This is a genomic window from Marinococcus halophilus (genome assembly GCF_900166605.1).
Classification (GTDB): Bacteria; Bacillota; Bacilli; order Bacillales; family Marinococcaceae; genus Marinococcus; species Marinococcus halophilus.
Genome location: NZ_FVZD01000006.1, coordinates 1,431,160 through 1,445,145, shown reverse-complemented (window position 1 = coordinate 1,445,145; position 13,986 = coordinate 1,431,160). Strand labels below are relative to the sequence as shown.

Here is a 13,986-nt window from a genome sequence, read left to right as displayed (position 1 = left end):
TACACGAAAAAAGGCACACTATGGAGAATGAATTATTTAGGAGCAAGCTCTGCTGCAATGGTGAGCGCCTCCAGAAGACTGCGCTCATCCGCGATATTTTTTCCGGCTATGTCAAAGGCCGTGCCGTGATCGACCGACGTGCGTATGACGCCGTAATTGAGGCCAACCGTAATGTTCACGCCGGCCTCCAGGCCCAGTACCTTCACCGGCGCATGGCCCTGGTCGTGATAACACGCTACGACGACGTCAAAATCGCCGCGTCCCGCACGAAAAAATAAAGTGTCTGCCGGGTATGGCCCTTCCACATGGATGTCTTCCTCCTGAGCTTTTTGAATACCCGGGAGCAGCTGTTTTTCTTCTTCGCCGTAGCCAAACAACCCGTTTTCCCCGGCATGCGGGTTAATGCCGCATACGGCAATTTTTGGCTGGGTAACACCGGCCTTGGAGAGCGTGTGGTGAGCTAGACGAATCACATTATACGTGCGTTCCGGCGTTATCGCTTCAATGGCATCCTTCAGCCCTAGATGGGTCGTTAGATGAATCACCTTTAGATTGGGAGCGGAAAGCATCATGGAATAATCCTCTGTTCCGGTCAGGTCCGCAAGAATCTCCGTGTGCCCCGGATAATTGTATCCTGCCCCCTGAAGAGCTTCTTTATTTAACGGCGCTGTACATATAGCATCAATACGCTTGGCCATGGCCAGCTGCACGGCTTTTTCCAAATATAAAAATGCATGTTTTCCTGCCTCAAAGGATAATTGCCCATATGGAAGACCCGGGTCCAGGTTTCCTACCTGGATGCAATAAATGACGGCCGGCTCCGCTTTTGCTTCCGAGGGCTCCGATATCGACACCACCGTCTGGCCGGTGCCCGTTATTTTTATAACATCCTCTAAACGTCCGGTGTCACCAATTACCACGGGCGTGCAGTAGTCATAAACCGATGGCCCTGCTAAGGCTTTGACAATAATTTCCGGCCCTACGCCTGCCGCATCTCCCATCGTGATTCCAATAACTGGCTTTGTCATGTTAAAATCTCTCCTCTCAGCATTTCGATCGCATGCACGAATGTTTTTTCCGTCCCAAAAGCCCCTGCCTTCGTTATGGCGAGCGGATGGTAATATCCGTGCAGCCGTCCCAGGGGGATTCCCGGCTCAAACTCCTGGATCAGTTCAAATTCTGTACTCTCGAGCGAAAGACACACTGCTTTCGCTACGTCCCCGCCGGTCATGACGACCGCATCAAACGTATTAATATCGAACACCAGGCGAGTTAATTTGCCTAAACCTTCGGCAATTGTTTTCGTCGCTTCCACCATGGGCATATTTATCTCTTCTGCTTTATTTTTCACGTTCTCTACAGCCTCTGGCGTGGTATCCGTCGAAATAAGCATCACTGGATGGCTGTGCTCCGAGACCGCCTGGAGCACTTCTTGGATGGAAGGCCCGGATTGCCACCCGGGATCTAGAAAAATCTCCGGAGGTACCGTCCACCCGGGATAATCCGCCTCGAGGTGAGCTTTTTGTTTTTGGGTAATATCACTCCGGCTGCCAGCAACAACCAACACGGATTCGCACTCGTGCAGCCGGTCTGCTTTTCCGGCTGATGATTCGCTTCCGCTTAAACGATAAATCTCGGGTAAAAATTTCATTATCCCCGCAGATCCTGCCCAGATGAGGTCATATCCGGCAGCTGCAAGCGCACGGCTTTGATTTACCATCTGCTTCTCCGTTTCCCCGTCAAAGCTGAGATATACCACGCCCTCCGTTTTCAGGCGTTTCAGCAGTGCCGGAAGCTCCACGGAGGATATTTCCCCTTCCGTAAGGTGATAAGCTTTATTACTGCTTTGTGCCTGAAGGAGATCGATGACTGCTGAAGAAATGACGCTCTGATTCGGAAGCGTAGATATGCCGGTCTCTGTTAAAGATTTGTCGTTAACATATAAATCCCCGTTTATCACCCTTCTTCCGTTCTCGGGATACGCGGGGTTCACCAGAATAAAATCCGGGGAAAAAGCCTCATACAAGGCGTCTAATTCTGTTCCAAGGTTTCCTCTCATCGTAGAGTCAATTTTTTTATACATTAATTTCGGAGGGCTTTCTGTCAATGGACGGACAGCATCTTTGACGGTCCGGTAGGCTTGCTCAGAAGCCATTTCCCTTGAATCTGTGTCAATAATGAGCGCTTCTTTATGCACAAACGCATTTGTATCACTTGCATTTACAGCCACCGACGGCCGGTAGCCGTACCGGGCGCACTGCACCCCGGAGTCATTGGCTCCCGTTAAGTCGTCAGCCACAATACATATATCCATATTAAAATCACCTCGTCTGGCAAAAATAAGAGGACTTCATGTTTTGAAATCCCCTCATTTTACGTTAAATGTCATTGAAGATACGCTTGAAGTTTTCCTTTTTTCTCCAATCGTTTTACAAGAAAGCCTACGTAAATAGGCAGCAGGATAGCAGTAGTCACAACACTCGCTGCGACCTGGACAGTGGCCACAGATTCCACACTGGCGAAGGCGGCATTGGCCGAAGCTATCGCTGCCGGAGTGGCAACTGAGTTTCCTGCTGAAGAGCCCTCCGATGCGCCTACAATCGGGTTCCAGTTGAACAGTTTGAATACCCAGTAGCCAGCGCTGCCGGTAAGAAATACAGTCATCAGCCCGAGCACGATCCCGCCGAGCCCACCGGCTAAAATGTCCGCAAAGTTAATCCCCATCCCCAGCGCGAAGGCGAAAAACGGAATTAACATATTGCTTCCGGAATCCAGAAAATCTCTCATTTCTTCATCCAGGTTACCGAGCACCGCGCCAATAATAATTGGCAGTAGCACGGCGACAAAATCAACAACCGAGAACAGGCCGTCCACAAAGCCAATCGCACCAAATATCGATAAGGCAACCATGGTTAAAAAAGGACCGTCGTTAAGCGCCAGTATGGAATAGGCCGCCCGGTCATCTCCTTTTCCGTACTGGCCGACTAGCGCTACATACAATCCACCGTTACTGTTGGTCATAGCTGCGATGATAGCGAGCGGAGCCAGGCCAAGGAATAAACCGTCCGTGCCGGCAAAGGCGTAGGCGATTAAACCGAAGGCTGCCCCAACCACCCATTTCACTGTTAATAATGTGACCCCTTTACCCACAGTGGTTCCGACATTTCTTACATTAATCTGCGCCCCTGCACAAAGTAAAAATAAAGCAATTAAAACCAGCGCCCCATCGACAAAAAGCGCCTGGGTAAAGCCTCCAATCCTCAGCATACCAGGTGCAAAGGTGTTAATCAGAGCCCCAAGCAATAATGGCACAACCATCATGCCGCCAGGGATTTTCTCCATGTTCGCTTTAATACGCATTATACAACCTCCTTTTAATATTTGCAATTTGCAACAGTAAATATAATAACGCTTACATGTTGAAATATAAAACATATTAATCAATTATTCAACTGTGAAAGCGGATTTTTTAAAAATAGTTGCAAAATTAAACGAATTATAGAATAGCTGTTCGAGGTTTTAATGGAGGCAAAATAAAAAAGAAGCCGGATAATATCCAGCTTCAAGCATTTTGTTACGACTTTTTTTGCTCGTTCTCTCTTCTTTATTTTTTGCTCTAATTCATCATTTGTCCATAGAATTTAGACAAATTGCCTGCCAGATGTGCTAACAGGTTTTTCGAGTCTTTGAGAGCTTCCTGCAGGGTGGAAGGACCTTCGCTGACGCTAAAAACGGCTGTAATTCCTTCCTCATATACACTTTCAAAGCCTTCCCCAAGCTGGCCGCATATCGCAATCACTGGAATCGATGGATTTATTTTTTGCACGGCTTTCGCAACACCCACCGGCGTTTTTCCGAAAGCGCTCTGGAAGTCTATTTTTCCCTCTCCCGTAATGACTAAGGAAGCGCCCTGCACCCGTTCATAGAAATTGTTTTCTTTTAAAATAAATGAAATTCCCGACTCCAGCCGGCCTTTCAAACACCCGGCCAGTCCGGCCGCCAGACCTCCAGCTGCTCCCATATGAGGTTGTTCACCTACAGCTTTATTTGTATAGGTGCTAAGCACTTTACCGAATGTGCTTAATGCTTTTTCCAGCGAAGCCATGGCTGCTTCAGATGCTCCTTTTTGCGGACCAAACGTGTAGCTTGCTCCCCGCGGCCCGGTTAAAGGGTTATCTACATCACATAAACCGATTATTTCTTTCTTTGCCAGCCGCGGATCCAGCGAAGTCATGTCCAATGTATCGAGCTGTTTTAAAAACACTCCGCCGTACGGAAGCTCCTGGTGGTTGTTATCCAGCAGCTTCCCTCCTAACGCCTGCAGCATGCCGGCTCCACCGTCGTTCGTGCCGCTTCCTCCGAGTCCAATGAGGATCCGGTCAATATCATAATCCAGGCAGGCCTTGATAAGTTCCCCTGTTCCATAGGAAGTAGCGAGAGAGGGATTTCGTTCACCCTCAGGTATTTTATCCAGGCCTGAGGCAGAAGCTACGTCTATAACAGCGGTACTATGTTTCTTAGAAATATGCATCGAGGCGGTGATCGGCTTCATCAGCGGATCATGAGCCGGCACTTGAATTTCTTCCGTGTCCAATGCGTGCTGCAGTGCTTCTGAGGTCCCCTCTCCTCCGTCTGCCATCGAAATAATATCGAATTCCACATTTTTTGGGGAAAATTGTTCCCACCCCTGACGAAAATAATTTGCCACCTCCACTGAGCTTAAGCTTTCTTTAAACGAATCCGAAGCAATGACGATTTTCATAGTTTTCCTCCATTGACGGTATTGAAATATTACATAACGCTTAAATTGCCAAAAACAATCGGCACAAAATACAAGACGATCAAGCAGGAAATAACAATACATATTAAGTTTAACCAAATCCCTGCTGATGCCATTTTACTCATCTTCACGTAACCGCTTGCAAATACAATCGCATTCGGCGGAGCCGCTACCGGGAACATGAAAGCAAAAGTCGCACCCATGCAGGCAGCAATCATTAAGACGACCGGATCCGTGCCGAGTGTCGCAGCTCCTGCTGCTACAATTGGATAAACCATGGTCGATGTCGCTGTATTGGAGGTGAATTCGGTGAGCAGGGTAATCAATCCAATGATAAACAGTAATATGATAAACAGTGGTGCGTTGGAAAAAGCAACGAGCTTTTCACCAAGCCAGCTATCCAGGCCGCTGTTTGTAATACCAGCAGCAAGCGCGAGCCCGCCTCCAAACAGCCATAAAATTCCCCATGGCAGCTTTAAAGCTGTATTCCAATCCAGGATTGTGTCTTTTTTATTTTTGGATGGAATAAGAAAAAGCAATAAAGCGCCGCATAATGCAATAATGGTGTCATTAATGCCCGGAATGAAGTTTTCCAATAGAAAGCTTCTCGTAATCCAGGCAAACGCCGTCAGCGAAAAAATCGTAAGTACAATTTTTTCTTCATACTGTGTTTTCCCCAGGTTACGAAGTTCTTCTTTAATAATTTCCCTGCCGCCGGGAATGTGATTAACTTTCATCGGAAAAGCTATTTTGATCAGATAAAACCACACTAACGGGACCAGCAGGACTACTAATGGCACGCCAAACATCATCCAAGTGGCGAAAGCAATTTGCACGTCGTATAAATTATTTAACGTTGCCGCTAAAATCGTGTTGGCTGGCGCTCCAATTAATGTGCCAAACCCTCCGATCGTAGCTGCATACGCTGTACCAAGCATCAAAGCCGTACCAAACGGAAACACGCCGGGTGAGGTATCGATTTCTGTCTCTTTTAAAGAATCTGACACATGTTTGGCTACCGCAATACTGATCGGTACCATCATCATTGTGGTCGCGGTATTGGAGATCCACATTGATAAAAATCCGGTGGCGATCATAAACCCGAGAATGATTGTGTTGGGGTTGGTACCGACAAAAGCAATAACGCTTAGGGCGATACGTTTATGCAGGTTCCATTTCTCCATCGTTAAAGCGATCATGAAGCTTCCCGCAAACAAGAAAATGAGCGGATCGCCGTAGGAAGCTGTAACTCCTTCCATTTCCATAATGCCGAGTATTGGAAATAGGACGATCGGCAGCAAGGAAGTTACCGGAATCGGCAGTGCTTCCGTTACCCACCACGTGGCAATCCAGGCGATCATTCCAAGCATGGAGACTGCTTCTTCAGACATGGTTTCCGGCTGAACAACGAACTGTATCAATAAGAAAAGCAACGGGCCTAAAAATAACCCGATCAATTGTACTTTGGAATACAGCCGGGGTTGATTGGGCGGGTTTGGCTCTTCCTGTTCCAGCTCCTGGCGCTCGGCTTCCCGGACATTATCTGCATGCTTTGGATCAGGCTGCGAAAACGTTAAGATTTTGACGCTGTTTTTTAATTGACTTTTAACTTGGTCATTCCAATACCAAAGGTGGTTCCAGGTTTTTGTGAAATTCATTTCTTTCCCTCCCTGTTATTGATAGCGCTTTCATTAACCAAATCTTATATTAGCGTATACGTTAAGTCAATTATTTTTCTTATTTTCTCTAATTTTATTTTTTTATTGACTTTTACGTATACGTTATAGATAATGAAGTCAAATACAAAAAAGGTGGGAAAAAAATGGACAATCAAAAAACTCATCAACTAGCGATTATTCCAGGAGACGGTATAGGAAAAGAAGTGGTACAGGAAGGGATCCGGGTATTGGATTTTATCAGCAAACATTCTCCAAACAATTTCAATTTTGAAACCGATTACTTTCCATGGGGCTGCGAGTACTATCTCGAGCATGGCCGTATGATGGATGAGGATGGGCTTGAGAGGTTGAAAAATTATGATGCTATTTATTTCGGGGCTGTGGGTTTCCCGGGCGTACCAGACCATGTTAGCTTATGGGGACTCCGTATTGCGATATGCCAGGGCTTTGACCAGTGGGCAAACATTCGTCCTGTTGAATTTCTCCCTGGAGTGCCGAGCAAGCTAAACCACCCGGACACAGATACGCTGAACTGGGTGCTCGTTCGCGAAAACTCCGAAGGCGAATACTCCGGTATCGGTGGCAGAAACTTTACCGGCCGGGGTCCTGGCAAGGAAGTAGCTGTCCAGTCTTCCCTTTTTACCGAAGAAGGCTGCGAACGTGTTATTCGTTACGCTTTCGACTTAGCGAGAACCAGAAAGCGGAAAAAAGTAACGAGCGTTACAAAGAGTAATGCCCAGCAATATGGCATGGTGCTGTGGGATGAAGTATTTGCGAGAGTCAGTAAGGAATATCCGGACGTCGAGACGGATCAGTGGCTGGTAGATGCCATGGCTGCCAACTTTGTTCTCCATCCGGAGGACCTCGAAGTAGTAGTTGCCTCCAATCTGTTAGCAGATATTCTTTCTGATTTAGGAAGTGCTCTTGCCGGAAGTCTTGGCATCGCTGCCAGTGCGAACCTGGATCCGGAGCGCAGATATCCAAGCATGTTTGAATCCGTCCACGGATCCGCACCGGACATCGCCGGTAAAGGCATCGCAAACCCTATCGGTGCGATCGGAAGCGCATCACTTATGCTTGAACAGCTCGGCTATGCCGAAGAAGCCCAGCTCGTCAATCAATCTATCCGGGATGCAACGGCCGCCGGTTATTTAACAGCTGACATCGGAGGAAATACCTCCACCAAAGAAATGACTGACGCTATCCTGGAAGCCCTCGCGAAGGTTTACGTCAAAGCGTAATAAAGCGCAAATAAAAGAATAAAAGTATAACACCTCCTTTTTAACCGAAAAGGAGGTGTTATACTTTTATATGAACGGATAGAAACTTATATACAGGGAGAGGCTTTCGATGAACACTAACGATTATTCCCCTTCAATTCTTTATGATGAAACCCTGCACCAGCATTTAACACAGCTTTCTTCTTCCATAGAAGAAAAGCGCCTGCCTCAAAAAGCGTATCAAATTATCCGGCAGGCGATTCGGAATCTTTACCTTCCCCCGGAAAAAATGGTTCTAGAAAGGGAGATGGCGGAGGTTTTGGATATGAGCCGCACGCCGGTACGCGAAGCCTTGATACGTCTGCAGACCGAAGGCTTAGTGCGGGTCATCCCCCGTAAGGGCTTCGCAGTTACCCCTATTGAACGTAAGAACTTAATGGAAATCTACGAAATTGCGGAGAGCCTGGACGGCCTGGCTGCCGAGTTGGCTGTCCGAAATACAAACGAGGGGACCCTTTCCCAGCTCGAAGCTTTAATTTCGGAACAGAAAACCGCTCTGGAAAGCAAAAACCTGAAAAACTGGGCTATTCTGGACGATGATTTTCATTCACGAATCATTCAAGCGGCCGGAAACGAGCGGCTGAACGATTTAATCGAATTTCACGCCGATCATTTATTCCGGGCCCGTTTATATACCGTAAATAAACGCCCGCTCCCCACCAATTCGATTTTAGAGCATGAAGCAATTGTGGCCTGCCTAAAAACAAACGACGGCAAAGCGGCCAGAACCATTATGGAGTCCCACCGGCGCCGAGCCAGCCGGGACATTTTAAACGTTATTGACTGACTTCAGAGAGAAAATTTTTATTATTTACACAAATAAGCCGCCTCTATTCGCTTAGAGACGGCTCCTCGTTATTTCTTCATATAAATGACTGATACCGCTGGAAGCTTCTTTTCGTAAAACAACAGCCAATGCTCCTGACGAAGATCTAACTTTTTTCACGGCGTCTATCTGTTCTAAACTGCTGACTCTATCACTTATTTCTTTAGCATGTACTGGAAATGGCAGCGTTTGGCTTACTTGTTGGACCAGCGCAGATATCTTCATTTCACAGCCATTTGCCGCCAGACAGGTTATTACCGCCTGGTTCAAATCCTGAGTGCGCATAGATTCTTTCTCTTCCCTTTTCCTGCCTAATACTGCCATTAATTGGTGAGCAGACCCATCGCTCAAAGGCTTCCGAAGCTGCTCCCACATAAAGCACTTCTTTGACGGGTCCGTTCATTAATTCTTCACTTACTTCCCAAAAATAGACGGCCTCTGATTCCTGAAGAATACGAATATAGGGGTCCACCCGGTGGCGCTCTGTACAGGAAATGGAAAGATATACTCTGTCTTTCCGCAAAAGTGCTTCTCCAAGATCCCAATGCAGTGCTTTTGACAAACTGCGTAATGCTTTTTGAATTCTATAATGCTGCAAGGAGACCACCATTGTCTCTCTCCCTTTCTGTCTGCGTTATTTGTTACCTTTGAGCGGTGAACGTACGGTACTGTCTGGGTGTGCATCCGTAGACGCTTTTGAAACATACCCCAAAATAACTGGCGCTCGAAAACCGCAGCCGTTCAGCGATGGCTTTTACCGGACTCGTTGTAGTCTGCAGGAGATATGCCGCCTCCTGTATTCGTTTCTGGGTCACGTAGTTTGGGATGGACATGCCAAGCTCTTCGTTCACCAGCCGGGAGATATGGCTTTTGGAGACCTCCAGCTCGCCTACGAGGATGTTCGTATTTAACGCCTGGTAGAGCTGCTGCTCCACAAGCGTAATAAATCTGGAAATGATCGGATTATTATAGGCTTGTATGTCTTCATTCCAGGTGGTATCAAGCATCCCGTCGACCAATACATTGATTCCTTCAAAAAATTCCTCTTCCAGGTTCCACTCTTCCATAACATTAATCAGGGCTACTGAGGCGGCAAGCGCTTTTTTATCAAACGAAAAGGTTTGAGTATAGCGGTCCAGAAATCCGCCTATTAAAAAGAAATAATACTGCTTCAGCACCTGCAGCCGCTTCTCATCTTCCGGCTCGAGCGAAATAATCCGGTATATTGTCGCGAGCTCTTTTTTAGCTTCTTTTTTCCGGCTGCGGAAAATACAGTCGAAAAAACGGTTTTGTGCCTTATAAAGCTCCACCAGCTCCTCGTTTTCTGCCTGGTTCATTTTCTCTATTTCCTGTTCGTATTGCGAACGGAATCGTTCATAATTCTTAGTCATCACGGACGTTCCTTTATTTTATATTGATCTGCCCTTTTTAATGTACTATAGCCCACATGCATAATCTATCAATTACGTTTCAGAAACTATCAATAATTCATCTTTTCTGTTAATAATAGCGGATTATAATATACACTGGCATAATAAAAATGCACCAGCAATGAGATCTTCCATTGCCAGTGCATTATATTAAAATTTACTCATCCATTCCCATCGATTTCTTGTATCCTTCCAAATACGGCATTTCAGACGGGCTTCCCATTTCAAAGCCGGTCATCGTCCGGTGCCACAGTGGATAAATAGGTGCTGGGCGCGCAACGGATTCAATCCGGTCATGCTCCTCCTGCGTCAAGTACATATCTGCCGAAGGCTTTTCTTCTATTAATAAGGGTCCGATGGGATGCCTTGCTCTTCAGCCTGTTGGACGCCCTCTTCTGTTTTCGTGGCGCCTGCAGGTCCGCCGTGTGTGGAATCCTGGTCTGCGCCGTCTGCGGAGCTGCTGTTTTTCAGCCCTTCTTCGACCCGGCGGCCGTATTCTTCGTCACACTTCTTAAAGTGCGCAATCATTTCTTCCTGAATTTCCGTTTTACATGGAATCAGGTTGTCGACGAGGTTTTTGATTAATTCGTCTTTTTCCCATTCCTTAAACTTGCGGAATGTTTCGCCCGCCTGCCGGTAAGGATTCTGGCGGTCGATGGCTTCTTTTTTCACTTCTCCTTCGGTATAAGGAGTGTGAGGCTTGCCGCTCATTTCCGCTTCCTTCAGGTTATTCATTGTGGAAGGCTCATAGTTCACGTGCGGATTCTGCCCTTCGTCATTATCGACTCTGTACGACATCTGTCCGCCGCGCTGGTTGGTTGCGACCTTTTTCTTCGCCTGGTTGATCGGCAGCTGCAGATAGTTGGCGCCAACGCGGTACCGCTGCGTATCGGAGTACGAGAACGTACGGCCCTGCAGCATTTTATCATCGGAGAAATCCATGCCGTCGACAAGGACGCCGGTACCAAAGGCCACTTGTTCAACTTCGTTGAAATAGTCCTCTGGATTACGGTCAAGCACAAGCTTGCCGACCGGGATCCAAGGGAACTGGTCCTTAGGCCACAGCTTCGTATCATCAAGCGGGTCAAAGTCAAGCTCCGGATGCTCGTCGTCGCTCATAACCTGCACACGAAGCTCCCATTCCGGATAGTTGCCTTCTTCAATGGCTTCATACAGATCCTGGGTGGCGTGGTTGAAGTTTTTGCTCTGGATGCTGTCCGCTTCTTTCTGGGTCAAGTTACGGATGCCCTGTATCGGTTCAAAGTGGTATTTTACGAGCACGGCTTCACCGTCTTCGTTCACCCATTTGTACGTATTTACCCCGGAGCCCTGCATCTGCCGGTAGTTGGCAGGAATGCCCCACGGGGAGAATAAAAACGTCAGCATGTGCATCGATTCTGGTGTCTGCGACATAAAGTCGAAGATCCGTTCGCTGTCCTGTACGTTCGTTACCGGGTCCGGCTTCAGCGCGTGAATGACGTCCGGAAATTTGATGGCGTCCCGGATAAAAAATACCTTCAGGTTGTTACCGACGAGATCCCAGTTGCCGTCTTCCGTGTAGAATTTCACGGCAAACCCGCGCGGATCCCGGAGCGTTTCCGGGGACGTCCCGCCGTGGATAACGGTAGAAAAGCGTACGAATGCCGGTGTCCGCTTGCCTTCCTCCTGGAAGATTTTTGCCCGTGTATATTTGGAAATCGGCTCATCACCAAAGGAACCATACGCTTCAAAATAGCCGTGAGCGCCTGCACCGCGGGCGTGAACAACCCGTTCCGGTACACGTTCACGGTCAAAGTGGCTGATCTTTTCCAGAAACTCATAGTTTTCAAGCGTCGTCGGCCCGCGATTGCCGACGGTCTTTGAATTCTGGTTATCCCGGACAGGATGCCCCTGTCTCGTCGTCAGCGTGCCGTCTTCGTTCTTATATTGCTTATCGTCATTTTTTTCATCGTCGTGTTCATGTTCGTTATTGCGGTCTTTACTCAATGCTGTTACCTCCTTTAGGAAATCTACTCACTTTTACCCAAGCTGTCTATGGTTTAAACGATTATTCCGAATTTTTTAAATTTAAGGTACGTAGTTATATACCCTGTCATAAAGGCTTTTCCCAAGCTTTTTCTGTTGGCAGCCGGATATAACCAACGCCGGCTGAGAAATTCAGCCGGCGCCAGTCTGCTTGTTAAATCATATAGTCCCAGGAATCCTGCTTCGGCTCCTCGGGAGGCTTAAACGGTACGTTTCTTTCGTGCTCCAGAAAACCTTCAAGGGTCTGGTATTTAATCGTTTCCGGGTATTTTTCCTGCCAGCCGGCCCGCAGCAGCAGATCCCGGACCGGGCCTTTCAGCTCCACAAACCATACCTGCACACCCGGGTCCCTCCGGAACATTTCAATAATCTGTTCCAGAGCGCCGATGCCCGTGGTATCAATGTCATTCACCCCGGACATGTCAATCGCGGCCTTCAGCCCTCCGCCTTCCGTTTTGCGGCGGTCCTGAATCGTTTTTTCAACCATTTTCACGAAATAGCCGACATTCGAAAAATGAATGCGCGTATCCGCCCGCACGAGCACCGTGCCCGGCACCCGCTTTGCGTGCGGAAACCGCTGCAGATCCAGATAGCTGTGGGTGTCCTCCTCGTAGCCGATTTCGACAATATTCGGGCGGGAAATATGGCGCAAAAGCAGCAGGATGGAAAAGCCAATCCCGATTAACAACCCCCACTGAATGCCGACGAGAAGCGTCGCAGCAAATGTCACGATCCACACCCAGCCGTCCTCCGGCTTTACGCGAAAGGCGTCCTTTAACGACCGGATATTAATCAGGCCGCTGACCGAAACGAGAATAATCGCTGCAAGCACCGCATACGGCAGATAGTAAAATAAAGACGTGAAAAAGAGAAGCGTCACCAGCACACCGGCTGCGGTAATAATCATCGCCGCCTGGGAGGCCGCTCCCGACCGGTAGCTGACCGCACTTCTTGAAAAGCTGCCGGTCACCGCATAGGAGGAAAAAAACGGCCCGGCTATATTGGCATACCCGATCGCCCGGATTTCTTTATTCAGGTTAATACCGGAATCATTTTTATCACTCAGCGTTTTCGTAATCGCAAGCGTCTCCATCATCGCGATCAGCGCAATGGTGAGCGCGGTCGGGACCAGCACCTGTATGTCCGCCAGGTTAAAGCCCGGAATGGTAAAATCCGGGAGTCCCTGCGGCACCCTTCCGACGACGCTTACTCCCTGGTTATCGAGCCGGAAAAGCGCCACCGCCGCAATACTCAGCACGACGACGATGAGGGAAACCGGTAAATTCCGTTTTGCTTTCCGGCCCCCGATCAGCACTAGAAGACTGGCTATTCCTACAAGCAGGGTCGGGATATGTATCTGCGGCAGATGCACGATCACATCCCGCAGCAGCGGAATAATCTGTGTCTGGCTGCCTACGCTGATGCCCATAAACTGGCCAAGCTGGCTCATGCCGATTGCAATCGCCACTGCCGACGTGAACCCGCTGATCACATTCGGGGAAATAAACTTTACAAACGCAGCGGCATTCAACAGGCCAAGAGAGACCTGCATCACTCCGACCATTACCGTCAGCAGCAGCACAAGCCCCACGTATTCCGGCGTCGACGGATCTGCATACAGGGATACGCCGGAAAACACAAGAATGGATGCCATCGCTACCGGGCCGATGGCCAGATGCTTTGACGTGCCAAACAGCGCATAAAGAATGAGTGGAAGCAGAGAGGCATACAGCCCCATGACCGGCGGCAGGCCGGCAAGCACGGCATAGGCCATCCCCTGCGGGACAATCATAACAAAGATGGTAAATCCCGCAGCCATATCCTTTTTCAGCGACTGATTATTATAATCCTGCGGCATAATTAATATATCTTTTATTTTCCCAGGCATAAATCCTTTCCTTCTTTCTCCGTGAACTCACAAACAGTACGGCGATTAAATCTCTCTTCTAAAATCATGAACCATAAC

The 13,986-nt window shown here is 48.2% G+C and carries 12 protein-coding genes; 2 read left to right on the top strand and 10 right to left on the bottom strand.

Annotation, left to right across the window (positions count from 1 at the left end; translation table 11 throughout):
• Positions 1-32: 32 nt before the first annotated feature.
• The 5 genes from pdxA to B5066_RS13335 all read right to left on the bottom strand — a co-directional run bounded on the left by pdxA (position 33) and on the right by B5066_RS13335 (position 6,438).
• Positions 33-1,028 carry a 4-hydroxythreonine-4-phosphate dehydrogenase PdxA gene (pdxA, locus tag B5066_RS13355; protein ID WP_079476396.1) on the bottom strand — a complete coding sequence of 332 codons (996 nt, stop codon included), beginning with the start codon at positions 1,026-1,028 and terminating at the stop codon, positions 33-35.
• Entirely contained in the window at positions 1,025-2,314 is a 1,290-nt protein-coding gene (locus tag B5066_RS13350) for a four-carbon acid sugar kinase family protein (RefSeq protein ID WP_079476395.1), read from the bottom strand. The genes pdxA and B5066_RS13350 overlap by 4 nt, the downstream gene beginning before the upstream one ends.
• A gap of 71 nt (positions 2,315-2,385) precedes the next feature.
• The gene (locus tag B5066_RS13345; RefSeq protein ID WP_079476394.1) at positions 2,386-3,360 is read right to left on the bottom strand and encodes a 2-keto-3-deoxygluconate permease; all 975 of its coding nucleotides are present in this window, start codon (positions 3,358-3,360) and stop codon (positions 2,386-2,388) included.
• A 256-nt stretch (positions 3,361-3,616) separates the two neighbouring features.
• A complete protein-coding gene (locus B5066_RS13340) occupies positions 3,617-4,762 on the bottom strand; it encodes a glycerate kinase family protein (RefSeq protein ID WP_179124112.1) in 1,146 nt (381 codons plus the stop codon).
• 29 nt (positions 4,763-4,791) lie between these two features.
• A complete protein-coding gene (locus tag B5066_RS13335; RefSeq protein WP_079476392.1) occupies positions 4,792-6,438 on the bottom strand; it encodes an SLC13 family permease in 1,647 nt (548 codons plus the stop codon).
• A 164-nt stretch (positions 6,439-6,602) separates the two neighbouring features.
• Between B5066_RS13335 and B5066_RS13330 the strand changes: the two genes are divergently transcribed.
• Together B5066_RS13330 and B5066_RS13325 are read left to right on the top strand one after the other, a co-directional pair.
• Positions 6,603-7,700, top strand: coding sequence for a tartrate dehydrogenase (locus B5066_RS13330; protein WP_079476391.1), 1,098 nt, complete (start codon positions 6,603-6,605; stop codon positions 7,698-7,700).
• 109 nt (positions 7,701-7,809) lie between these two features.
• Positions 7,810-8,526, top strand: coding sequence for a GntR family transcriptional regulator (locus B5066_RS13325; RefSeq protein WP_079476390.1), 717 nt, complete (start codon positions 7,810-7,812; stop codon positions 8,524-8,526).
• A 265-nt stretch (positions 8,527-8,791) separates the two neighbouring features.
• Here the strand turns inward: B5066_RS13325 and B5066_RS13320 are convergent, their stop codons facing one another.
• The 5 genes from B5066_RS13320 to B5066_RS13305 form a co-directional block, all read right to left on the bottom strand.
• Positions 8,792-9,175, bottom strand: coding sequence for a hypothetical protein (locus B5066_RS13320; RefSeq protein WP_079476389.1), 384 nt, complete (start codon positions 9,173-9,175; stop codon positions 8,792-8,794).
• Positions 9,176-9,206: 31 nt separating this feature from the next.
• Complete coding sequence (locus B5066_RS13315) at positions 9,207-9,956, bottom strand: helix-turn-helix domain-containing protein (RefSeq protein ID WP_079476388.1); 750 nt, start codon at positions 9,954-9,956, stop codon at positions 9,207-9,209.
• A 196-nt stretch (positions 9,957-10,152) separates the two neighbouring features.
• Positions 10,153-10,314, bottom strand: a complete 162-nt coding sequence (locus B5066_RS16825) for a hypothetical protein (RefSeq protein ID WP_179124111.1) — start codon at positions 10,312-10,314, stop codon at positions 10,153-10,155.
• Between the two features lie 23 nt (positions 10,315-10,337).
• Positions 10,338-11,900 (bottom strand): catalase, encoded by a 1,563-nt coding sequence (locus B5066_RS13310; protein ID WP_244897390.1) that lies wholly within the window; start codon positions 11,898-11,900, stop codon positions 10,338-10,340.
• Positions 11,901-12,174: 274 nt separating this feature from the next.
• Positions 12,175-13,908 (bottom strand): SulP family inorganic anion transporter, encoded by a 1,734-nt coding sequence (locus B5066_RS13305; protein WP_079476386.1) that lies wholly within the window; start codon positions 13,906-13,908, stop codon positions 12,175-12,177.
• Positions 13,909-13,986: the final 78 nt, after the last annotated feature.

Excerpts from the sequence above, each read along its gene's own strand:
- B5066_RS13325 (WP_079476390.1), top strand. The coding sequence starts at position 7,810 with ATGAACACTAACGATTATTCCCCTTCAATTCTTTATGATGAAACCCTG.
- B5066_RS13315 (WP_079476388.1), bottom strand. The coding sequence starts at position 9,956 with ATGACTAAGAATTATGAACGATTCCGTTCGCAATACGAACAGGAAATA.
- B5066_RS13305 (WP_079476386.1), bottom strand. The coding sequence starts at position 13,908 with ATGCCTGGGAAAATAAAAGATATATTAATTATGCCGCAGGATTATAAT.
- B5066_RS13330 (WP_079476391.1), top strand. The coding sequence starts at position 6,603 with ATGGACAATCAAAAAACTCATCAACTAGCGATTATTCCAGGAGACGGT.
- B5066_RS13320 (WP_079476389.1), bottom strand. The coding sequence starts at position 9,175 with ATGGTGGTCTCCTTGCAGCATTATAGAATTCAAAAAGCATTACGCAGT.
- B5066_RS13345 (WP_079476394.1), bottom strand. The coding sequence starts at position 3,360 with ATGCGTATTAAAGCGAACATGGAGAAAATCCCTGGCGGCATGATGGTT.
- B5066_RS13350 (WP_079476395.1), bottom strand. The coding sequence starts at position 2,314 with ATGGATATATGTATTGTGGCTGACGACTTAACGGGAGCCAATGACTCC.
- B5066_RS13340 (WP_179124112.1), bottom strand. The coding sequence starts at position 4,762 with ATGAAAATCGTCATTGCTTCGGATTCGTTTAAAGAAAGCTTAAGCTCA.
- B5066_RS13335 (WP_079476392.1), bottom strand. The coding sequence starts at position 6,438 with ATGAATTTCACAAAAACCTGGAACCACCTTTGGTATTGGAATGACCAA.
- B5066_RS16825 (WP_179124111.1), bottom strand. The coding sequence starts at position 10,314 with ATGTACTTGACGCAGGAGGAGCATGACCGGATTGAATCCGTTGCGCGC.
- pdxA (WP_079476396.1), bottom strand. The coding sequence starts at position 1,028 with ATGACAAAGCCAGTTATTGGAATCACGATGGGAGATGCGGCAGGCGTA.